This is a genomic window from Argonema antarcticum A004/B2 (assembly GCF_023333585.1).
Lineage (GTDB): Bacteria > Cyanobacteriota > Cyanobacteriia > Cyanobacteriales > Aerosakkonemataceae > Argonema > Argonema antarcticum.
This window is the reverse complement of sequence record NZ_JAIQZN010000043.1, coordinates 1-21,687: the sequence shown is the minus strand read 5'-3', so window position 1 is coordinate 21,687 and position 21,687 is coordinate 1. Positions and strand designations below refer to the sequence as shown.

The 21,687-nt window shown below is 44.7% G+C and carries 20 protein-coding genes and 1 tRNA gene; 6 read left to right on the top strand and 15 right to left on the bottom strand.

Features of this window, described 5'->3' with window-relative positions:
• Positions 1-158: 158 nt before the first annotated feature.
• Positions 159-3,002, bottom strand: a complete 2,844-nt coding sequence (locus LAY57_RS18660) for a zinc-dependent metalloprotease (RefSeq protein WP_249068321.1) — start codon at positions 3,000-3,002, stop codon at positions 159-161.
• Between the two features lie 261 nt (positions 3,003-3,263).
• Between LAY57_RS18660 and LAY57_RS18655 the strand changes: the two genes are divergently transcribed.
• Entirely contained in the window at positions 3,264-4,076 is an 813-nt protein-coding gene (locus tag LAY57_RS18655; protein WP_249068320.1) for a carbon-nitrogen hydrolase family protein, read from the top strand.
• 80 nt (positions 4,077-4,156) lie between these two features.
• Here LAY57_RS18655 and fba read toward each other — a convergent pair whose 3' ends face one another.
• The 3 genes from fba to LAY57_RS18640 all read right to left on the bottom strand — a co-directional run bounded on the left by fba (position 4,157) and on the right by LAY57_RS18640 (position 6,439).
• Positions 4,157-5,236: a class II fructose-bisphosphate aldolase gene (gene fba, locus LAY57_RS18650; RefSeq protein ID WP_249068319.1), complete on the bottom strand. Its 1,080-nt coding sequence runs from the start codon at positions 5,234-5,236 to the stop codon at positions 4,157-4,159.
• 144 nt (positions 5,237-5,380) lie between these two features.
• A tRNA-Lys gene (locus LAY57_RS18645) sits at positions 5,381-5,452 on the bottom strand.
• A gap of 117 nt (positions 5,453-5,569) precedes the next feature.
• A complete protein-coding gene (locus tag LAY57_RS18640) occupies positions 5,570-6,439 on the bottom strand; it encodes an aldose epimerase family protein (protein ID WP_249068318.1) in 870 nt (289 codons plus the stop codon).
• Between the two features lie 454 nt (positions 6,440-6,893).
• Between LAY57_RS18640 and LAY57_RS18635 the strand changes: the two genes are divergently transcribed.
• Together LAY57_RS18635 and LAY57_RS18630 are read left to right on the top strand one after the other, a co-directional pair.
• Positions 6,894-7,142: a hypothetical protein gene (locus tag LAY57_RS18635; protein WP_249068317.1), complete on the top strand. Its 249-nt coding sequence runs from the start codon at positions 6,894-6,896 to the stop codon at positions 7,140-7,142.
• Positions 7,143-8,197: 1,055 nt separating this feature from the next.
• The gene (locus LAY57_RS18630; RefSeq protein WP_249068316.1) at positions 8,198-8,509 is read left to right on the top strand and encodes a DUF6679 family protein; all 312 of its coding nucleotides are present in this window, start codon (positions 8,198-8,200) and stop codon (positions 8,507-8,509) included.
• A gap of 139 nt (positions 8,510-8,648) precedes the next feature.
• Here the strand turns inward: LAY57_RS18630 and LAY57_RS18625 are convergent, their stop codons facing one another.
• Together LAY57_RS18625 and LAY57_RS36815 are read right to left on the bottom strand one after the other, a co-directional pair.
• A complete protein-coding gene (locus LAY57_RS18625; RefSeq protein WP_249068354.1) occupies positions 8,649-10,337 on the bottom strand; it encodes an MBL fold metallo-hydrolase in 1,689 nt (562 codons plus the stop codon).
• A 155-nt stretch (positions 10,338-10,492) separates the two neighbouring features.
• Positions 10,493-10,615 carry a DUF8629 family protein gene (locus LAY57_RS36815; protein ID WP_522729853.1) on the bottom strand — a complete coding sequence of 41 codons (123 nt, stop codon included), beginning with the start codon at positions 10,613-10,615 and terminating at the stop codon, positions 10,493-10,495.
• A gap of 471 nt (positions 10,616-11,086) precedes the next feature.
• Between LAY57_RS36815 and mgtE the strand changes: the two genes are divergently transcribed.
• From mgtE to LAY57_RS18610, 3 genes are all read left to right on the top strand, one after another.
• Positions 11,087-12,436 (top strand): magnesium transporter, encoded by a 1,350-nt coding sequence (mgtE, locus tag LAY57_RS18620; protein ID WP_249068315.1) that lies wholly within the window; start codon positions 11,087-11,089, stop codon positions 12,434-12,436.
• Between the two features lie 18 nt (positions 12,437-12,454).
• Positions 12,455-13,444, top strand: a complete 990-nt coding sequence (locus LAY57_RS18615; protein WP_249068314.1) for an aspartate carbamoyltransferase catalytic subunit — start codon at positions 12,455-12,457, stop codon at positions 13,442-13,444.
• A gap of 255 nt (positions 13,445-13,699) precedes the next feature.
• Entirely contained in the window at positions 13,700-14,200 is a 501-nt protein-coding gene (locus LAY57_RS18610; RefSeq protein WP_249068313.1) for a molybdenum cofactor biosynthesis protein MoaE, read from the top strand.
• Between the two features lie 446 nt (positions 14,201-14,646).
• On the opposite strand, the gene LAY57_RS18605 is transcribed toward LAY57_RS18610, so the two are convergent.
• From LAY57_RS18605 to folB, 9 genes are all read right to left on the bottom strand, one after another.
• Positions 14,647-15,504 carry a DUF4351 domain-containing protein gene (locus tag LAY57_RS18605; RefSeq protein ID WP_249068312.1) on the bottom strand — a complete coding sequence of 286 codons (858 nt, stop codon included), beginning with the start codon at positions 15,502-15,504 and terminating at the stop codon, positions 14,647-14,649.
• A 65-nt stretch (positions 15,505-15,569) separates the two neighbouring features.
• The gene (locus tag LAY57_RS18600) at positions 15,570-15,920 is read right to left on the bottom strand and encodes a PIN domain-containing protein (RefSeq protein WP_249068311.1); all 351 of its coding nucleotides are present in this window, start codon (positions 15,918-15,920) and stop codon (positions 15,570-15,572) included.
• The gene (locus LAY57_RS18595; protein WP_249068310.1) at positions 15,913-16,209 is read right to left on the bottom strand and encodes a UPF0175 family protein; all 297 of its coding nucleotides are present in this window, start codon (positions 16,207-16,209) and stop codon (positions 15,913-15,915) included. The genes LAY57_RS18600 and LAY57_RS18595 overlap by 8 nt, the downstream gene beginning before the upstream one ends.
• A complete protein-coding gene (locus LAY57_RS18590) occupies positions 16,199-16,396 on the bottom strand; it encodes a four helix bundle protein (RefSeq protein ID WP_249068309.1) in 198 nt (65 codons plus the stop codon). The genes LAY57_RS18595 and LAY57_RS18590 overlap by 11 nt, the downstream gene beginning before the upstream one ends.
• 98 nt (positions 16,397-16,494) lie before the next feature.
• On the bottom strand, positions 16,495-18,237 hold the full coding sequence (locus LAY57_RS18585; protein WP_249068308.1) for a bifunctional serine/threonine-protein kinase/formylglycine-generating enzyme family protein: 1,743 nt from the start codon (positions 18,235-18,237) through the stop codon (positions 16,495-16,497).
• Positions 18,238-18,365: 128 nt separating this feature from the next.
• Entirely contained in the window at positions 18,366-19,184 is an 819-nt protein-coding gene (locus tag LAY57_RS18580; protein WP_249068307.1) for a tetratricopeptide repeat protein, read from the bottom strand.
• Positions 19,185-19,227: 43 nt separating this feature from the next.
• The gene (locus LAY57_RS18575; RefSeq protein WP_249068306.1) at positions 19,228-20,046 is read right to left on the bottom strand and encodes an SDR family oxidoreductase; all 819 of its coding nucleotides are present in this window, start codon (positions 20,044-20,046) and stop codon (positions 19,228-19,230) included.
• Positions 20,047-20,155: 109 nt separating this feature from the next.
• The gene (locus LAY57_RS18570) at positions 20,156-21,127 is read right to left on the bottom strand and encodes a CBASS cGAMP-activated phospholipase (protein ID WP_249068305.1); all 972 of its coding nucleotides are present in this window, start codon (positions 21,125-21,127) and stop codon (positions 20,156-20,158) included.
• A 21-nt stretch (positions 21,128-21,148) separates the two neighbouring features.
• The gene (gene folB / locus LAY57_RS18565) at positions 21,149-21,511 is read right to left on the bottom strand and encodes a dihydroneopterin aldolase (RefSeq protein ID WP_249068353.1); all 363 of its coding nucleotides are present in this window, start codon (positions 21,509-21,511) and stop codon (positions 21,149-21,151) included.
• Positions 21,512-21,687 lie beyond the last annotated feature (176 nt).

The following is a 21,687-nucleotide window of genomic DNA, read 5'->3' as shown; positions in this document are numbered from 1 at the left end:
GTATAGTGGGAGGGCGAAGCATTGCGGGATTAATCTTAATTCAAAACCGAAACGTTAATTCCGCAATGCTAATGCCTCCGGCACGCTACGCGAACGCCCCTACATAATCTTGCGGCGGGAACGGAGTAGGGAAAAGTTAGAGCCGATCGGACCCACAATTACGTCTTGCGATTTGACTTTGATCGCAACTGTGCATCCAAAACCTTAGTAATCCTCTCCCGCGTTTCCTCCAAATGCGCCTTAGTATAATCATCCAAATTTTTACCCTGTTTTCTCAAGGTATGATTCAGACTTTCTCGCAATTGCCGTAATTTTTCCCAAGCAAGCGATCGCGCATCTGACGGTACATCATCATTCCGCAATACCATATCTATTAATATTTCCAAATATTGTCGCTGCAAAGCGCGACGTAAACTCGATATTTTCAGTGATTTATTCTCCTTTTGCAACACCTCCGTCCAAATCCCATCCTGCAAACTATTAAACAATTCCGGCATAGTCAGCGCTTGTCCCGGCGGCGTTTTCAATTCAATATCCCGCAATCTTGTCAAACGTTCCGCAGACAGTAATCGTGCCAAAATAGAACTTTGCGATAACAAAATTCGATTGTAAATTGGATAATCAAGACGTCTCTTTATCAAGTCATCATCATCCCATTCGTTTGGTGATGGAGATACTAATTTATTCAATAAGTCAGGTGGGAAATTAAAAGCATCTGGCGCAAACAAATACTTTTGTAGCATTGTCAAAGCTGATCGCTGCTTCGCCACAGATACTACTTCTAGTGGTTGTTTTCCATTTGCACTACTGACGCGATCGCGATAAAAAGATTGCCCACCAACATACTTACTTATAATATGCAAATTTCGCAAATAGTAGAAGAAAACCCGATCGAACATTCTTGTCAAATCACCTAAATTATTACTGCTAACTGAATAATTCTTATTCAGGTTTTCCCACATTATACGCGAATTATCTAACTGCCATTGGGAGTAAAGCAAAGGGTCGCTACTTAGATCTTCTTTATTAGCTGTCGGATCGAGATCGGCACTATCCTCATCTGGCGCATAAGATAACTCTGGACTATTAACTTGTTTTTCGGCAATTTGTTGCAAAAATTGCTTTTCAGTTTGGTTGTTTGCCATTGTAAGAGCAACTCCCGCACTATTCGGTTTGTAACCATATTCAATTGCCCATTCATCATAAGGGCCAACCATGCTAGTAAAATAATCTCCCTGTTTAGTACCAGCAGGTGCTAAATTTACTGGTGCATAATCCATTACCGAACTGACCATTCCTCTGGTGCGGGTGATGTCGGTATTGTTTAATTCTTCTGGTTTGAGGAAAATGCTACCACGAAAATTATGTTTTAATCCTAAAGTATGTCCTACTTCGTGGGCAACGAGCGATCGCACATATTGATCTAAGTATTCTTTCATCTCATTACTGTTAGGTTTCTGATTCTGCAACAACGATAATGACATCGCACCAAGAGAGAATTGATTAGCCATTGCTCTGCTATAACAAATATCGCTATTCTTTGCTAAATTTGCTAACAAAGAGCGATGGTAAACCGGCATTGAATGCCTATCAACTTTTGCTTTTCGTGCGGTAAATAAGCCACATAAATTGTCTTGGTAGGCAGTATTTGCTGAGTTAGGCAAGAAGAAAATTCGATCCTCTTCTCTGACTAATTGGATCATGTTGGCATCTATACGAATATCAGCATCTAAAATTTCTCCCGTCAGCGGATTTGCCCGTGATGGCCCCTCTGCAAATGCTTGATCCGTAGAAACAAACCAACGGATCGTATTGTAGCGTATATCTGCCGGGTCCCAAGTAGCATTATCGGGCATTTGCTTCACTTCGATCGCATTTTTAAATCCCGCTTTTTCAAAAGCTTTATTCCACATTAGCACCCCTTCTTTAATCGCATCTCGATATTCTAAGGGCACCGTATTTTCGATCCAGAAAACAATCGGTTTTTTAGGCAGAGATAAAGCGGCGTTAGGGTCTTGTTTTTCTAAATGCCACCGATTAATATAACGCACAAACCGGGAATTACTGTTCAAATTAGAAAAATCCTGAAAAACTGTGGTATAATAGCCAACGCGATCGTCAGCTAAACGGGGATTATACCCATTATTTTCCGGTAATTCGGAAAAACTATAGTGAGTGCGAATGGTTAAAGATCTGCGATCGGGTAGAGTAGGTAAAGAGGTATGATTCCTATTCTCATTTATGAGAGAAAATCCATATACTGATTCAATTTCCATGTTGAGAGGAAAAACTTTGGCATTGCCAAAATAAGATTTTGTCGGATCTACTGAATATTGAGCCTTTAAAGATGCTGCTAACATTGAGCTTAGATCTGGCAAATCCCGCAATAGTAAATCACCCAAATCGATTAAAATTGTTTGACTTTGAGGATGAATACTTCTAATGGGAACGGAAACTAAAACAGAATCAGAAAATGCCCGACGAACCGCATTTTGTTGCGGATCTCCGGGACGAGTGCGAAAGCGAACATTGCGAACGGTGAACAGTAAATTGTTATTAATTCGCCGAAAATAGAAGATAAAATCCTTTAGAGAGGTAGCATTGTAAATGCCCTGTTCACCGATACCCGATTCCATTGTAATTGTGGCAAAGTAATTTTTATTCAATTGTTCTGGCTTAATTTCCAGATAGATTTTGCCGGTTTCTTTCTGACGGTAAAGCGTGAATAGTCCTGCTGATTTTTGTGTAGCTTCGATTATTTCGTTAAATGATTGTAGTTCTGGTTGTTCGGGGTATTCCTCTAGCTGGGTAACTAACTGACTTGAGGGATGCGGAATATCTAAAGTTGCTGCTTTACCTGATGGATTTCCTAACTGTTGCGGGTGCAAGGACAAAGGTGGTCTCCTCTGTAGAGATTCCAGTCCCGTTCCCTGACAGATGGGTGGGAACAATATCCCCTGTAAGAAAATCAGATAGAAAGGCAGCCTTGTGAATCGCTTCATATTTCTATAGATATCTGTAAACAAAAGCTATAAAATATACGCCTATAGGAATATTACATCCGGAAATATTATATATTTGATGTAGCAGTGCGATTTAAGCCGCTCGCCGCGTCCTCACCAAGCAAAACAGATGGTGTTATTACCTATTTACATTCCAGCGGCGATCTGTTGCCTTGAGCAGTGGTTCAATTGATATGCCACAGCTACCCAGAGAAAGATATATTCTGAATAGGCTGTCCTGCAAAATTTTTAGCTTTACCGATGAAGTCTTATCTCGCCGCCGCCATCCAAATGACCAGTGTGCCTGACTTGCAAAAAAACCTGCTTCAGGCGGAAGAACTGATAGAACTTGCCAAAGGGCGGGGTGCCGAGTTAGTATGCTTGCCCGAAAACTTCTCCTTTATGGGGGAAGAGAAGGATAAAATTGGCCAAGCAGAAGCGATCGCCCAACAGAGCGAAAAATTCCTCAAAACAATGGCTCAACGCTTCCAAGTCACCATCTTAGGCGGCGGCTTTCCAGTTCCCGTCACCAGTGATAAAGTATACAACACTGCGCTGCTGTTTGACCCCAGCGGTCAAGAACTCGCCCGCTATCAGAAAGTGCACTTATTTGATGTTAATGTCCCTGATGGCAACACCTATCAAGAATCTAGCACGGTGATGGCTGGGACGAGCATTCCGCCGGTTGCTGCTACTAAAGAATTGGGTAACTTGGGACTATCAGTGTGCTACGATGTCCGCTTCCCGGAACTTTACCGCCACCTATCCCAAATGGGAGCCGATGTATTATTTGTGCCAGCAGCGTTCACTGCTTACACTGGCAAGGATCATTGGCAGGTGCTAATCCAAGCCAGAGCGATCGAAAACACCTGTTACGTCATTGCACCGGCTCAAACTGGAAACCACTATGCCATGCGTCACACGCACGGACACGCGATCGTTGTTGACCCTTGGGGTGTGATTTTAGCCGATGCTGGGGATAGGCCCGGAGTTGCGATCGCCGAAATTAATCCCGATCGACTTATCCAAGTCCGCCGCCAAATGCCTTCCTTACAACACCGCGTTTTTGTTTAATCGGTGATTGGCGATTAAAAAAAGGGTAGCTTAAAAGCTACCCACAAAATTTAACAACCTATTACTAGAGGCTCAGCTATTTAGACAGTCACAGCCTTCTTAGCCACAGCGTTCAACTCGCCCTTGGCATACTTAGCGGCATACTCATCCAGAGACATTTGCTTGATCTTGGTAGCATTACCAGCAGTGCCAAACTGGTTATAGCGATCGGCACAAACCTTCTGCATATACTTGATAGAAGGCTTCAAGAAGTGACGGGGGTCAAATTCCTTGGGATCTTTGAATAGCGCTTCCCGTACCGCAGCGGTAATAGCCAAACGGTTGTCGGTATCAATATTTACTTTACGGACACCGCTCTTGATCCCCTTTTGGATTTCTTCCACAGGCACGCCGTAGGTTTCAGGAATTGCACCGCCATTCTGGTTAATGATCGCGAGCAAATCTTCGGGCACAGAGGAGGAACCGTGCATAACCAAGTGGGTGTTTGGCAGGCGGCGGTGAATTTCCTCAATGCGGCTGATGGCGAGGATTTCCCCAGTCGGCTTGCGGGTGAACTTGTAAGCGCCGTGGCTAGTGCCAATTGCAACTGCCAAAGCATCTACTTGGGTTTGCTCCACGAAGGAAACGGCTTCGTCTGGATCGGTCAGCAGCTGGTCGTGAGAAAGAACGCCTTCTGCACCGTGACCGTCTTCCGCTTCACCCATGCCGGTTTCCAGAGAACCCAGGCAACCCAGTTCGCCTTCAACGCTGGCACCGATAGAGTGAGCAACTTTCACCACTTCACGAGTGACATTGACGTTGTACTCGAAGCTAGCTGGAGTTTTGGCATCGGCTTCTAAGGAGCCATCCATCATCACGCTGGTGAAACCGTTGCGAATGGCAGAGTAGCAGGTGGCTGGTTCATTGCCATGATCTTGGTGCATGACAATGGGGATGTGGGGATAGGTTTCCACTGCGGCCAAAATCAGATGGCGCAGGAAATTTTCTCCAGCATACTTGCGGGCTCCGCGAGAAGCTTGCAAAATAACGGGGCTATTTGTCTCATGGGCAGCCTGCATGATGGCTTGGATTTGCTCCATGTTGTTGACGTTGTAAGCTGGAATACCGTAGCCGTTCTCAGCCGCGTGATCCAACAGCAGCCTCATTGGTACAAGCGCCATAAATTGTCCTCCTAATGGTTTTTGGTCAGCTGGTTAGTCTTAGACGAGCGAAATTCTTACAATAATCTTAAGATAGTTTACAACCTATCAGGGAATATATCTATAGATTGAGCGATCGAGCTTTTCTAGAGATTTTATTAAAAATGGGTCGCCCGGGACTCGAACCCGGAACTATTCGGTTAAAAGCCGAGTACTCTACCATTGAGTTAGCGACCCAGAAAATTGTTTTTTAGACAACGTTCATCAACTTAACACAGATAAAAAGAGTTTGTCAAGCGTTTTCCCGAAAAAGATCGACAACAGGAAAAGGGTAGCCCCTAGCACTCTTAGCCCCTAGAAAAAATTTGCACTCAGACTAACTAGGGTTTCAAAAGTGGCTTCTGGTTCTAAGCGGATCAGATTTTCTCCCGTATTCAGGGCGTTTCGAGGCGCAGTCCAAGGTTCGAGACAGTAAAAATCTTTACCTTTAACCGTCCAGAAAACCAGCGTAGAGTAAGCTTCGTCGTAACTCAGATTTAGCCGCAACTTGCGGTTGTTGTCGGTGACGCTGGCAAATGGACTCCTGATATCCCGAAATGCCACATCAATTTCATCGCTGTCGAAGTCAAAGTTACCTGTAAAGGAACGGTTTGTCTTAGTTAGCTTATCTTGGTACTCGCTAGCGGGAATCTTGAACTCCACCTGGGTCTTATCTGGCATATAAAAGTAAGGATGCAGACCTGTGGAAAAGGGCATCTGTTCATCCGAGAGATTGGTGTAGCGCTGACGAATTTGGAGTGTGTTACCCCTGAGAATGTAGGTGAAGGCGACTTTGAAGTCAAATGGGTAAACTTTCCGGGTCTCGTCGTTGCTTTCCAGAACTAGAGTAATACTTGCCACGTCTTGTGTAACTTGGTCAGTCACTTCCCAGGGAAGGTCGCGAGCAAAACCGTGTTGTTTGAGGCTGTACTGTTTAGTTTGATGGGTGTAGGTGTTGTCGGGTAAGTTGCCGCAGATGGGAAACAGAATAGGAATGCCGCCTCGGACGCTCAAGTTTGGATCGGTCAATCGCTCTGCGTCTAGGTAGAGAATTTCTTGACCTTGTACGCGCCATCTGGTAATGATACCGCCTCGCTCTGGAACGACTTCTACCTCGGATTGGGCTGTTTCGTCCGAGAGAATGTAGGTTTTATATTGCTGCTCTTTAATTGCGATCGCCAACACTGGTGCTGTTCCTGTTTAACAAGAATTGTGGTAATCCCACTACTTTACAAGCGATCGGTCTCCAAAAAGAATAGTCAAAGCCATCAATGGGTGAAGTGAGTCTCTGACGATAGTGCCGCTTACATAGGTTGCATCTGGCCTTCGGTGAACCTATTTTCCGAATCTTCACGAACTTTTCTACATATACCCCTGTATTCTTTACACATTCTTTACATTAATCCATCTAAGCTATTACATAAGTCGAATCTCTCTGTTGTAGTCTTACGCCCACCATACACAGCACTACTAGACTTTCCGTAGCCTAAATCAACAACTTTGAGCCTCAGTGACCTAAATCACAGCACAATGAGGAAATTTATCACAGGCTACTGCGGATCTCCGTCATTTACTTAATCAGAGAGATGTTTGATACTGATAATTAACGATTAACGCATCTAGGATTCGCTGAGACGTTATGATTCGCTCACTGGTAAAGTCTGCTTTTCAAACAGGGTGTTTAAGTGTTGCTTCTGAAGGTCTGATTGGCCAGGTACTGGCTAATAAAGGCTACCAGTCAGCGGATTTAGACGCCGTTGTCACGCTATACAGAGCCCTCCACTCAGGTCAAATTGAACGAGAGGGACGCGGAGATGTGACACGAAGCCTAGTAGAGTACGGCCAAGTTTATTTAAGATCCATACAACCGACTGCCGTACCTTGCTAAGACAATTTTCTGTATTCTTAAATACACTCCCACTGGCGTAAGCTTGGCCTAGAACACCAATTTAGTAATGCCACAAACCGGGAATATGTGCGTTATACCAACGCAATATCGACCTTGACAACCAAAGAATCCCGGTTTCTCATCCCCCCCTCTCTAATACTAAATCGGTGTTCTAGTTTATAGTGGTGACTAACGGCAAGACCCTCAAATAGGGACTTTGCCGTTATGATATTTTGTGAGGCTGAAGTTTTTGGCGCAGCCGCTTGGGTAAAGTGTAAATTTAGACAAAAAATAGAGTCTGGCAGTTCGCAGATTTGGCCTGAATATTATAAAATCGATAAAGTAATACTTATTCCTTTGACAAGGTATGGGTCAAAATTAAAAAAGCCAAATTTTTAGCTATTACCTCACTGGAAGCTGAAAATTGAGATGAAAGCGTCTCTTTTGTGTTAGGATACGCGCAGACAAATTCCAAACTGGATTCCGGCAATAAGCTGGTTGATACTGCTTAAAAGCAATTTCACTTCTTGTGAGCGATCGTGAATCCAGGGTAACGAATTTGACTGATATCGTCGTAGGTATAAACCCTACCCTGTCCTCATAGGAGACTAAGCCAAAGGTAAAGGCTTTTCTCTTTGGGAAGCAAAAAGTAAAAACTTAAGAATCTAGGAGCCAATATCCAGAAACCAGAATTAGAAGCCAAATCCTTATATACTTAACAAAACTTTCTTCTGACTTCTGATGATTGTTTTTTTCTTTTTTAGTTTTGCCAAAACAATCAATTCATTCATTGGTAAACTTGGTAGTGTAAAAGCTGGTAAAAGCTGGAGACATAGACCAAGTAAACCGAACACTTTTTCTCTTAGAAATAAAAAGTCAAACAATTACTTTTGACTGAATTGCTCAAAGAGCAAAAGTTGTGGAGACAAACAAAGAAGGCTAGTATTTCTGGTAAAATCGAGAGATTTAGTATTTCTTAGCGAAAGAATCCTCAACTATAATCTTTGATTTAGTTGGGGTGCGTTCAAGAGTTCCCTGTTCAGGAGAAACAATATATGCTACACCGCAAGATCTATCAACTCTGTTGCGATGGTCGTGAAGTCTGTGTTTTCTTGCGGGACCAGCAACGTTGGATCGAACGCGCTCGCATCATCGACATTGAAGGGGATTTAGTAACGTTGCGTTATGAAACCGATGAAGAAGATGAAATTTCTTCTTGGGAAGAGATGGTGCGCCTGGAAAGCATTGGTGCGGTTAGTCAGAAGTTAGCTTCTGTGCCAAAAGGTAATGTAGAACCGTTAGTTTCGGACGATTGTCCCGAAGCAGAACAAATTCGCAACCATTACCCTGACGCGAATTCAGATTAGTGCTTTTGGTGGGTGCGCTTGAGTTTGGTCAATTCCATTTTAGCCCAGCGTTATATCCCCAGCGCTGGGCTAAAATTTTGGATTTTGGATTGACTCTACGGATGAATTAGGCTGAGGAGCAAACCAATAATTTCAAAGGTTAATTATTTTGTTCATCTTCCCTTAAGGATCGGGGTTGAGTAGCAGAGGGTTCAAACACAGGACAGTAACCATCTGGTGTGACCTTGAAGCCAAACAGGGGGGATGCCTGGTTCCAACAACGCTGTCCCCGCTGGTGGAGACACCTGCCGCAGCAGGCTAAGTCGGCGGGGATGCGATCGCTTCCTTGAGTCAGCAACTCCCGTTGCGTTAACCCCCGCAATACCAGTTCCTCACCTTGCCAGCGTGCCTCTATTAAACCAGTGTCAGCAAAATTTTGCCAGCGCGGATCGACGGTAATGGCATCAGGGAGGGTAATTGTCACCACCGTCCCCAACTCAGTTAGTTCGCCTTCGTAGTTAGTTTCCGGTGCTGCTGGTTGCAGAAATGTCTCGCCTATTGGCAGTTCGACAAGCGTTCCCGCAGATGGGGAATGCAAATGGTAGCGGTTGTGCAGCTCATCCAAACTTGTCAAGTCTGCTAAGTAGGTGGGAGAGCCGTGCATAAACACCACGTGCTGGGGACGCAGGTTATGGATCAGCTGGGTAGTGCCGGGGCCATCGCAATGCTGGGCTAACAAATAGCTTTCGACGCTAATAGGTGATGTAAGTTTGTGTTTGCGTTGAGATCTGGATGGTTCGGGGTTTGTGCCGGAGTCAGACATCAGGACTTGATACTCCTCAGCGATTGGGCGTCCGGGTCGGTGAGGGAGCAATATTAGCCAAGAACCGCTATCTGGATGACAATAAGCATTCAGATCGGCTGTTTCATCCGTAAAAACAATACAGGGAGACTTACTGACGATTTGACGCTGTTCGGGTTGTAGCCGACGGACGCGGGGACGGACTCGTTCATCCCAAAAAAGGGGTTGATGGCGGGAAAAATTCTGTACCGAGCCCGGTAGGTGAGGCAGGAGGTTAAGATAGGCGTCGCAACCTGCGGCAATTGAGCCATCGACCCAGATATCCACGTCGCGACCTGTGAATAGGTGGTGACTGCGTAGGAGCATGAGGATTTCCTGACCGAGGCCCAAAGTTGGGACTGGTAGGAGTACAGATTGACCGTTGGCGATCGCTCTGCTGATGCGTTCTGCTAGCTGGTTTTCCTGCTGTCGCCGATGGGGATGACGCGCCGTGCCATAGGTGCCTTCGACAACCAGTACATCAGGTTCTACTCCGCGCAAGGCATCTAAAGGTAACCCTTCCACCAGACGGGAGTTGGACAGGAAAAAGTCACCCGTATAAACCAGGGTGTAGGTACGGCGAGGAGTAGTGTAGGTTAGCCGGATGGCGGCAGCTCCCGGTAGGTGACCGGCGGGAAACAATTCAGCACATAGGCCGTCTTGAAACTCCACAGGCGATCGCCACGGCAAAGCTTGACAAAATTGCGGTATTTTCTGCGGGTCTAAATTCGGCCAATTCAGCGGCAACAATTGCGTTGTTGCTTCGCTGGCGTAAATTGGCAACTGAGGGAAAGCTTGATGCAGCGCTAGAAAGCCCCTAGCATGATCGGGGTGAGCGTGACTGCATAGCACTACGTCAGCTGGCAGTCCTTGCTTCAAATCTGCCTGTAAGGGCGTTATGTTCTCCATCCCACAGTCGAACATGATGCGATATGGGCCCATCCGCACTAGCAGACAGACCCCTTCGTCGGCATGATTCACGCTATAGGGTAAGCATTCTAGCTCGATCACGATGCTCCCTTTGGAAGAGTTACAGCCTAACGCCTAAAGGCGCGGCTACACAAACTTATACCGCCTGCGCGGCCTAAAATCCCAAAATTTCTTTTCGCCTGTGTAGGCAGGCGAGAGTTTGTCTAGCCTCCGGGCTAACGCTGTGGGCTTTTTTAGTGCGCCGAACCGTTACCGTGGTAGTTGTCCGAATCGTAAAATCCATTTTTGGTGCCAAAGAATAGGCTGGACAGGATAAATACAAATGTCAATCCCATTAGAACTAATTTGATGTCCATCCGTATTAAACCTCTGTATTTGATGATGGCAGTGCGTGAGATTTTAGCAAATCTTCTACCAAACAACAACTAGGGCCGCTATGCGGAAGTCAAAAGTCAAAAGTCAAAAGTCAAAAAGTGGCTAGGGGCTAGGGGCTAGGGGTTAGGGGCAGGGGGAAGAGGGGCTAGGGACTAGGGAAGAGGGAGAAGATTCTGCCCCTCAGTCAGTCATTAGTCATTCTTGTTTTCCCCTCTTCCCTCTTCCCCTAGCCACTTTTTGACTTTTGACTTTTCTGGCCCCTCTCTAAAGGGATTGTGCAATTAATCTTCTGGGAGTAGCATAGACTTACTGGTATCGCTAGCTTGTAGCAGATACGAGTGTTGAATTCAATTAAATGTTTTCATGGACCGAAGTCCATCCAGTCACAGTAGTAAGCTCCTAAGCGCCTGGTGAAGCCCTGTCTCCCGGCGCGTGGGAGATTGGGAGGTTTTATGCTCACTCAGGAAGGACGTGTTGCACTATCGGATATTGCTGACTTAAATCAACTAAAGTCTGAACTCAATCGCATCCCGGCTGTAGATGTGGGAGATTACATTGCTGATTTGCCAGCAGAACGTCGCGCTCTAGCATTTCGCCTGCTCAAAAAAGATCAGGCTATTGATGTCTTTGAGTATCTACCCGCTGAAGTGCAGGAAGAATTGATTAATTCTCTGCATAACGCTCATGTATGCCAAATTGTAGATGCTATGCGTCCCGACGATCGGGCCGAATTGTTTGACGAATTGCCTGCTGGAGTGGTAAAGCGACTCGTACAGCAGCTCAGTTCTGAAGAAAGGCAGGCAACCGCAAGGATTTTGGGCTATCCAGAAGGCACTGCGGGTCGGGTGATGACGACGGAATATGTGCGACTGCGGGAGGGATTGACTGTTGGAGAAGCTTTAAACAAAATCCGCTTGAGCGATGAAGATAAGGAAACAATTTACTATGCTTACGTCACGGATGACAACCGCAAACTGTTGAAGGTGGTTTCTTTGCGGCAGCTGTTATTTACTTTTCCCGATGTCTTGGTAGGGGATATTGCTAGCCATCGCGTCGTTAAAGTAAGGACGGATATGGCGCAGGAAGAGGTGGCGCGACAGATGAAACGCTATGATTTAATCGCAGTGCCAGTAGTCGATCGCGAAGATCGTCTAGTGGGAATCATCACTATCGATGATGTTATAGACATTTTAGAAGAAGAAGCTACTGAGGATATCCAGAAGTTGGCGGGGGTCAGCGGCGGTGACGAAGCAGCACTATCTCATCCGTTGGTGACACTTCGCAAGCGCCTGCCGTGGCTGCTGGGTAACATTGGTTTATATATTGGTGCTGCTAGTGCGATCGCTCCTTTTCAGAAAGTGATTTCCTTAGTACCCGTTCTGGCAGTCATTATGCCGATTTTGTCCAATGCCAGCGGCAATGTGGCTATTCAGGCTTTATCGGTGACAGTGCGGGGACTCGGCGTGGGGGAGGTAACACCCAAAGATACCGTGCAAATTCTCCGCAAAGAAGTTCTGGCTGGATTGGGTACAGCCTTGGGGCTGGGCCTTTCTCTGGGCATTCTATCTCTGATTTGGTCTCCCCCAAACGAACGGTGGGTGGCGTTAATTGCCGCTGCGGTGATGTCTATTAATGTGTTGGTAGCAGCTTCCCTGGGAACGTTGTTGCCAATGGGACTAAAGCGAGTGAATCTCGATCCGGCTTTGATTAGTGGGCCTTTGCTGACTACATTGCTGGATGCAGTGGGATTCTTGACTTTTCTAACCATGATTTCATTCGCTTTGAAGACATTTTCAACGTAATTTGGCTAAATTACCCTCATGGCTACTACGACTTGGACGCGCCGCCACGTTATTTCCCTAGCTGATTTTGTTCCATCTGAGTATGATACCGTTCTACAAACTGCGGCTAGTTTTCGGGAAGTGCTGTCGCGGCGGGTGAAGAAAGTACCGACGCTGCAAGGACAGGTGGTGGCAAATTTATTTTTTGAGCCTTCTACTCGGACTCGCAATAGCTTTGAATTGGCGGCGAAGCGACTCTCAGCGGATACGCTTAGCTTTGCACAGGCAACTTCTTCTCTGACGAAAGGGGAGACTATTCTGGATACGGCGATAACGTATCTGGCGATGGGAACGAATATTATGGTGATTCGCCATCGGGAGGCGGGGGTGCCGCAAGCGATCGCAAATGAGATGGATCGGCTACAATCTCAGGTGAGTGTGCTTAATGCTGGTGATGGTCAACACGAACATCCTTCACAAGCGTTGCTGGATTTGTTTACCATTTCTGCTGCGTTAGACCCAGACCTACCTCGATTAGAACTGCTGAAGGACAAAAAAATTGCGATCGTCGGAGATATTCTACATTCGCGAGTAGCACGTTCTAATATCTGGAGTTTAATGGGAAGTGGAGCCGAAGTCCATTTGGCTGGGCCGCCGACTTTATTACCGCTGTTGTTTGCCGGTTATGGTAAAGATAGACCTGGAAAATTATTTTTGCATTGGGATTTGGAACCGGCTTTACAAGATGCCGATTTTGTGATGACGTTGCGGCTGCAAAAGGAACGGATGAGTCAGCATTTGTTGCCCAGTTTACGAGAATACCATCAGTTGTTTGGGATTACACGCGATCGCATCCAACTCTGCAAACCCGATGTCAAAGTACTGCATCCGGGTCCCGTCAATCGCGGCGTAGAAATTAGCTCCGATCTGATGGACGATCCCCAGTTTAGTCTGATTTCCCAACAAGTTACCAGCGGCGTTGCTGTTCGCATGGCGCTGCTTTACTTGATAGGCGGCGGAAAGGCGTGATTGTAGGGAAGTGGGAATTAATTTCAAATTTGAAAGATTTCTCCAACACTACTAACTAGATGTAGGGGTAATGTCCTTACGTATCGGTTACCTAAAAATTCCCGTTCTTCTCTTATCTGTGTTCATCTGTGTTCATCTGTCTTCATCTGTGGTAAAAATTTAACCAACGATAAAAACAGACAACTTGACGATATCATTCTTATGCTAACGATGCAACTGGAAACGATATTACCCCTACATCTCTATTTAAATCCAATGAACAATACAAGTACTATTTCTTTAACAGCGATCGATCGAAGCCACCCAGGAGATAATTTTGCCATTACCTTTGCGCCGTTATCTCTTGAAGAAGTCTACGCACTAGCAGACGATCGCGCTAACGGTGCTGTAGTATTGATGAGTGGGATGGTTCGCAACCAAACCGATGGAAAGCCTGTAGTAGCCTTAGAATATCAAGCTTATGAGCCGATGGCGGTTCAGGTATTCCGTCAAATTGCCGCCGATCTTCGCAAAACGTGGCAAGATGTAAATCGGGTGGCGATTCACCATCGGATCGGACGTTTGGGAATCGGCGAAATCAGCGTGTTGGTAGCGGTTGGTTCTCCCCATCGAGGGGAAGCGTTTGCAGCTTGTCAATATGCGATCGATACTCTCAAACACAACGCCCCAATATGGAAGAAAGAACACTGGGAAGATGGTTCTAGCACCTGGGTAAGTATCGGCGCTTGCGAACAGCAATTAGGAGACAATTGTTGAACTAGCCAGAGATTTGAAGATGTTGTTGGTAAATTGACGAGATTTTAATTCTACACAAAGCTACTGACTTCGCTTGGGGCCCGCCAGCGATTCAAATCGCTGGCTAATAGCTTAAGTAGGGGCGGGTTTTGTTGTGAGGCGATCTGTAGGAAACAAAGGATGTTTGCTAAACCCGCCCCTACAAGTGTACTGAATACTAAGGGTTTTGTTGTGAGGCGATCCGTAGGAAACAAAGGATGTTTGCTAAACCCGCCCCTACAAGTGGACTGAATACTAATCTTCCAGTCCATTTTAATGGACTTTCGCTATTAGCCCTGCACTTGAGTGCAGGGCGGGTGTGGGCGACACCACCGACTTTGCCAACAGCATCTTTGAATCCCTGGTGGGTGAGGAAAGCAGGTACAAAACTTGGTTTACAAATGAGATTTTACATTTTCAATCAATATTTACGATCGCGGATATCCCAACCACGCCTCTAAATCTGCCACTTCGGAAAAATCTAATAGTTCCACTCCTAAATCTTCTAATTCTTCGATAGATAAACTGCCAATTCGTTCTTGAAGTGCAGAATCAATTTCATCAAATCGCCGCGTTAATTGGCGTGTAATAAATAAAATTGCTTCCTCTTTTTTTCCTTCCTGTCTTCCTTCCTGTCTTCCTTCCTGTCTTCCTTCTTGGAGAATGTCTTGGTAAATAACAGAATTTCGCATAATATCAGCCCTCAAAATTGAACGAATTAAGTCTTTCTCAAAGCGTAACCCCGCTAAAATGCCAGTACAAGCAGCAATTCCTCGCTGTTGTTCCGTATCTTCTATTCTATCAACCCTTTCGGCAACTTGTTCTAACAAAGCTTGGGGAGAATCACTCCTCGCCAATACCGCCAAAGGTAACAAACCAGGATTATCCAAAAAGATGGCAGGGTCTTGTTCCCACAAACGAATTACGTTATAGCGGTGAGTTGTAGTTCTATCCTGATACTCTGTGGTGAAAACTATTTCATTTGACGTTTCCTGCAAAAAGATCGCAAACTGTTCTACATCCCGACGATATTTCCGTTTTAACCTGACTGAATAATCCAGCATTCGGAAAGGAATAGGAGGTTTAGAATAAGCATCGGTTTCAAATTCTAAATGCAAAATTCGATCGGCAAGTCTCAAAAAACTAACCGAATCTGCACGAATTGGTTCTACATCTAGTTCCGTTTTCAATACCCTAATTCTAGTCGCTTCTATTCCTAAAAGCCACCGGGTAAAATCAGCGGGGAAACGTTCTGCTAAATACTTACAAGCGTTGTCGTAACTCATGGAATTGAGAGTTTAATAAATACTGTCATACTGAAACCAACTTGTAATGCGATCGCCATGTTAAATTATACAGGTAATTCGCCAGCCAATTTGAGGACTGCCGCGCGGGTAGAAGGGTCAAGGCGAAAGCGAAGTGCATCCAGTTGATCGAGAATAGGCGCAATAGTTGTCATATATCCTACTTGCTTTCCTTTCAACAACAGCCCCAAAGTACCTGTAAATTGCACACCAATCAAGCGTGCATATCTTCTGCCTAAAGCATCGTCTAAAATAACTAAAGAATCTGGTATTTCTACTGTTAGTGCTAATGCCTCTCGTTCACCCATTCCCAGTTCCGTTACGATGGATAAAATTGCCCCAGACAAAGGTTGGCGAATAGTTATCCAAGGCGAAGTGTCAGAAATGACATTAGGCACGCGCAAAATCCTCCTTCAATTCCTCTTCTGTGAGTCGAAATGTGTCAACTCCGTAATCAGCTAGCTTGGTTAAAAATACAACTTGCGGTACACCAGCAAGATTAGCCGCAGCACCAGCGGAAAGTTTACCTAATTCATATAGTTTGATTGCTGCTGCTAAACAGACTTCATCGCCCAATTGTTCGGGAGTTAGTTTCAGCGCTAACGCCGTTTCTTCTGGTAAAGATAAGGTAATTTCGTACATTTGCTGTAGTTTTAGGGTGGGTAATACCAAAATTTTAACAAACAAAGTCTATATAATACTCTTGCTTTTTTGAGGGATAGTTTGCTATAATAAATCCATCCAGCAGATCGTAGAGTCCCGTAATGATTCTGTCCCCTCGCATAAATTTATGGTCGCGGGGCAGGCGGTTCAAAATTGGCACGTACCATTTAATCAAATCGTAGGTTTTTTGGATAATTGGTAATTCGCTCATTTTGAAAAAAAAAAATTGATCGCCTACGGCGAAGGGCTACAATAAAAGAGAGGGTAAAGAAAAAAGGGTAGAGGGTAAAAGGGTAAGAGTATAAAGGGCTACAAAGTCCACGCAACAAGACAAACAACCCGAAAACCGATGCTGCAGTTCCTGTCGCCCGCAACGCCCCCGTCGCGATAAGCCGAACGGCAAACCCACGGATCGTTGTTCCACGAACCACCGCGCAGCAGCCGGTTAGAACTTTCATCGCTAGTTAGCCATATAGTTCCATCGTTAGGTGCTGATTGATAATTCGAGTGCCAATGGTCAGCGCACCATTCCCACACATTGCCGTGCAGGTCGTAAAGCCCAAACTTATTGGAAGGAAAACTACCTACTGGGGTGGTTTCCTGACGATATTTTCCTTTAGCGCCCAAACCGTAAGTATAATTACCATTGTAATTAGCTAATTCGGGAGTAATTGTTTCGCCAAAGTAAAATGGTGTTGTGGTTCCAGCGCGACAGGCGTATTCCCATTCTGCTTCACTGGGTAGGCGGTAGGTTTTACCAGTGTGTCGGGAAAGGCGATCGCAGAACTCTACTGCATCATACCACGAAACTTGTTCTACAGGTCGATTTGCACCTTTAAATCTAGATGGGTCTGGCTGTAGGTCGCGGTTAACTTTGCGGAGATTAGCAACAGCTTTCCACTGGCTCTGAGTAACTGGGTATTTCCCAATTAGGAATGATTTGATTGTAACACGATGTTGGGGTCTTTCATCATCGTTACTTTCTTTTTCAGTTGACGGCGCACCCATTGTAAATGTCCCAGCAGGAATGTAAACCATATCGAGTTTGACACCATTCCCCAAATCTTCAGTAAAAGATTGGGATAGAGATTTAATCTGAGGAGATTGGGGAAATGAGATTTGAGCAAGTGGAACTTGAATTTTTGGCTGAGGAGGTGAAACTGGCGGCGGATTGAGCGCTTTCAGAACTTCAGCAGCAGATTGATATCGCTCTCCTATGGGAAACAATAGCATTTTATCCAATACTTTTCCCAAATCATTACTTACAGAAACATTTTGCCGACGCCATACCCATTGCATTTGCATCGGATCGAAAAGTTTATCGTTCCAATCACCATTTCTCTCTTCCAGCAAACACCCAGTTAATAGCCGAATACAAGTTACAGCTAAACTATAGAGGTCACTAGCTGGCGAAACATGACCGTGCATTTGTTCCGGTGCTGCATAACCTGGAGTACCAGTAATAGTACCCATTTTGGTAAGCACGGTAGCGCTTAATTGTTTGGAAACGCCAAAATCAATCAGAACGAGAGAACCGTCATTACTTATAATAATATTATCTGGTTTGATATCGCGATGAATGACATTTTGCTGGTGAATAAAATCCAAGACTGGTAGCAATTCAGCTAGTAATTTTCTCACTTCTTGTTCGCTAAATTTTCCCCGTTGCTGTAATTCTTTGAACAAATCCTGACCATCAATAAATTCTTGTACCAGGTAAAACCGATTATCTTGTTCAAAAAATGCCAGCAAGTCAGGAATTTGAGGATGTTTGCCCAAATCTCGCAATCTCATTGCTTCCTGCTTGAATAATTCCGTCGCTTTCTGGAGTGCAGCACTACCTTGCAGTTGGGGCAAAAACTGCTTAATCACGCATCGGGTATCAAAACGATGTTCGTCTACCGCCTCAAAAGTACGACCAAATCCACCTTCGCCAATATACCTAATGGCACGGTAATGGTCTGCTAAAAGTAATTTATTCCCACACCGATGACAAAATTTGGGAAGAGATGGATTTGAGAATTGGCAATCAGGGTTAAGACACTGACTCATTTAAAGTATATGAACTATGACGCTATGCTTGATAGTATAGCTGATTGGCGAGAGATGACGAAGCTTGACGACTGAAGTCGCGGCTACACAAACAAAGCCCGCCTGCGCGGGCTAAGTAATAAAGACAATTAGAATGAAGGGCTGTCATTGTCGCGAAGCATAGTCGGACTTGCGGTTACGGGAAATCGGACTATTCGATCGATGCAGCGGCGATTGCGATCGCTTTGTTGTCTAGCTACTTGGCGCTCTAATTGCTGTGCTTGATTATTTTGACCTATCCTTTCGTAAAGTTGACCCATTCTCTTCAGGATTTTATCTTCACTGCGGCAGTTTTGCTGTCGTTTGTAAATTTCTAAAGCTTGTTGGTATGCGTATAATGCCTGGGAACTCAAGCCTAATTCTAGATCGAGATCGCCAATGGTAATGAGGATATCTGTTTCGCGATCGCTATTGCCGCTTTGTTTGTAAATGGCGAGAGCTTTTTGATAAGATTCCAGAGCTTTTAACCTGTTGTTCGATTGTTGGTAAACTTTGGCGAGTTTAATTAAGATATCTGGATTACGTAAAACTGCAAATGCTTGTTGATAAAATTCTGTCGCTTTCTGGGACTCACCTAATTGGCGATAGACAACAGCAAGGTTACTCAGGGATATCTCTTGACGTTCGCGATCGCCTATGTATTTACTAAGCGCTAATACTCGCTGAAACATATCCGCAGCATCATCCAATTGTCCATTCTGAGCTTGCGTTACACCCATTTCTAACAACCGATCTGCTTCTAGATTCGGTGTTGGCGGTGCTAATTGCGCTTGTGCTGAATTAAAAACTTGGTAGTAGGAATTTGGCAGCAAGCTAGCAGCGACGCACAAGATTAAAGTCGCGGTAAAAAGGTTGATAAATGTTAGACGGTATTGCATGGTAAGAGTCCAGCGAGAGTTCTTGCTCATACATATCCAGTGCTTTTAAATACTGACCCATTTCTTAAAAATATCATATAAATCTGTTAATTAAACTGTTACTTATTTGCCAGAGTTTATCTTGCCACTCCAGATTTAAGGCTTTTTCTGACAACAATATCGGTTTATTAAGATAAAAATAATTACCGTTAATATTTCTTACATCTGGACTAATTGCTAGATAAATTGCCGTTTGGGCACCTTCTTCTGGAGTTTTGTCATTAGGATTTGGTTGTGTTTGTACCAATCTATTTAAATCAGTAGCTACTCTGCCTGGATTAAAGGAGTTTACAGTAACAGAAGTGTTTTGTAAAATATTTGCCATTTTAAGAGTAAATAATATAATTTCCAGCTTGCTGTTTGCATATACCATGCCCCCATCATAGCTTTTTTCAGCTTGGATATTTTCAAAATCTAAATTTGCCTCTTCATAAGCACCGGAAGAAACGTTTATGATTCTACCTTGCGGCGATAATTGTAGATGTTCTATTAGCAGATTAGTTAAGAGAAAAGGAGATAAATAGTTAGTTGCAAAAGTAGTCTCCATGTTTTCCTGAGTCATGATTTTTTCAGGCAAGAAAACACCTGCATTGTTTATCAAAGTATCCAATCTGGAATACCTTTCTTTAAATTGATGAGCTAATTTTATGACTTCACTCATCAAGGATAAATCAGTTATAAAATAGTCAATATTGCTATTACCGCTGAATTCTTTGATTTCGTGGGTGGCATTTTGAGTTTTTTGCTCGTGGCGACCAACTATAACTACAGTGCTATCAGTTCTAGCTAAAGCTTTGGCCGTTTCTTTGCCGATTCCAGATGTTGCGCCTGTGATTAATATAATTTTAGACATATTCAAAAATTAGGGTGATGAGATCGAGAGGATAGTGGAGGAACTGTCAGGACGCGGAATGGTTCTGCGATCGGATGTGCTTTCTGTACCGTTAATGCAATTTAACATCTTAATCTCTGGTACTTTGGACAAAGTTAGCAAGTATTTCTTGATTTTCTCGTATGTAGGTCTGTGCTAGATCGATTAATCTATTGATATTATTATCTGTGGCATCGTCGATCAGCTCGTTCTTGATTGTGGGTTGCAGCCGCAGATAGCGAGAAGAGGGTCGATCTTCAAGTTCTGGGGAACTCATTACCTGCCGAGTAATGTAATCGTTAACATCACCAGAAGCATCAGACAATACTTGAATCAAGCGTCCTTCCCATATCCATTGCCCCATTCCCCAACCTTGTACTTGTTCAAAAGGAATTGAGTTACTTGAATTTCCTGTTCCAATTGAGAGGAGGGATATTTCTTGAATTGGATTATCCAGTCGGATGGCTTCGGCAATAGCACAGGATGAAGGGTTGTTGGCACCAACGCCGCCGTCAATTAGGGAATAGTTTTTGTCTTGGGTTTTCATTAGATGTGCTGGAAAATAAGTTGGGGCAGATGAGGAAGATACGCAGACTTCCCACAGGGGTGAATTTGCCCAAGGTTTGTATCTTTGCCAACTTTTAAAAACGATGGTTTCTCGATCGATCGTGTCGTAAGCAATAATTAAGAGTCGTGGCGATGTGTCAATATCGGATAATTGTGTGCTGCCAAATTGCTCTTTGAGAACGTTAATTAGTCCTTGGTCGGAAAATTTAGGGGCTGAGGGGCCGTATTGCAGTATCAATGGTAGCCGCTGGAGTGACCAGCGACTGGTGTAGGGGAAGATGTTTTTGCCTTTTTGCCTGTAAAGTTCGATAATTTCCTGGCTTCTTCGTCCTGTGGCGATCGCAGCTGCCAAAATCGATCCGGTGGATGTGCCTGCAATTAGGTGAAAGTATTGATTTAAGGGCCGATCGATCAGTTGTTCGACTTCTGCGAGGATAACTGCTTCCATGACGCCCCGAATACCGCCGCCGTCTAAGCTTAATATGCGAAATGCCATTGTTTTTACCTTTTCATAGAATTATTGCTGTTTCGATCTGGTGATGTCGATGCAGATTTTACCGCCAAAGTCGGGAATAGGGGCTGAGGGCTTTGTCACCCTAACTCGCACTTGGGTTACTTTCTCTGCTTCTAGGATGCTGGATGCGATCGCACCAGCCAATGTTTCCACCAACGCAAACTTAGATGACTTCACCAAGTGCTTTACTGTTTCAATTGTTGTGCGGTAATCTACCGTGTCTTCTATGGCGTCGCTTTTACCCGCTACGGACAAATCCAACCATAAGCTGACATCTACCTCAAACCACTGTCCCAACACCTGTTCTTCTGGCAAGTAGCCGATGTAACCGTAGCAGCGAATTTCAGTAACGTGAATGCAATCCATAATTAGAAAAGTCAAAAGTCAAAAGTCAAAAGTCAAAAGAAAATAGGGGCTAGAGGGAGAGGGGGAGAGGGGGAGAGGGGGGGAGGGGGGGAGGGGGGGAGGGGGAGAGTGGGAGAGGGGGAGAGGGGGAGAGTGGGAGAGTGGGAGAGGGGGAGAGTGGGAGAGTGGGAGAGTGG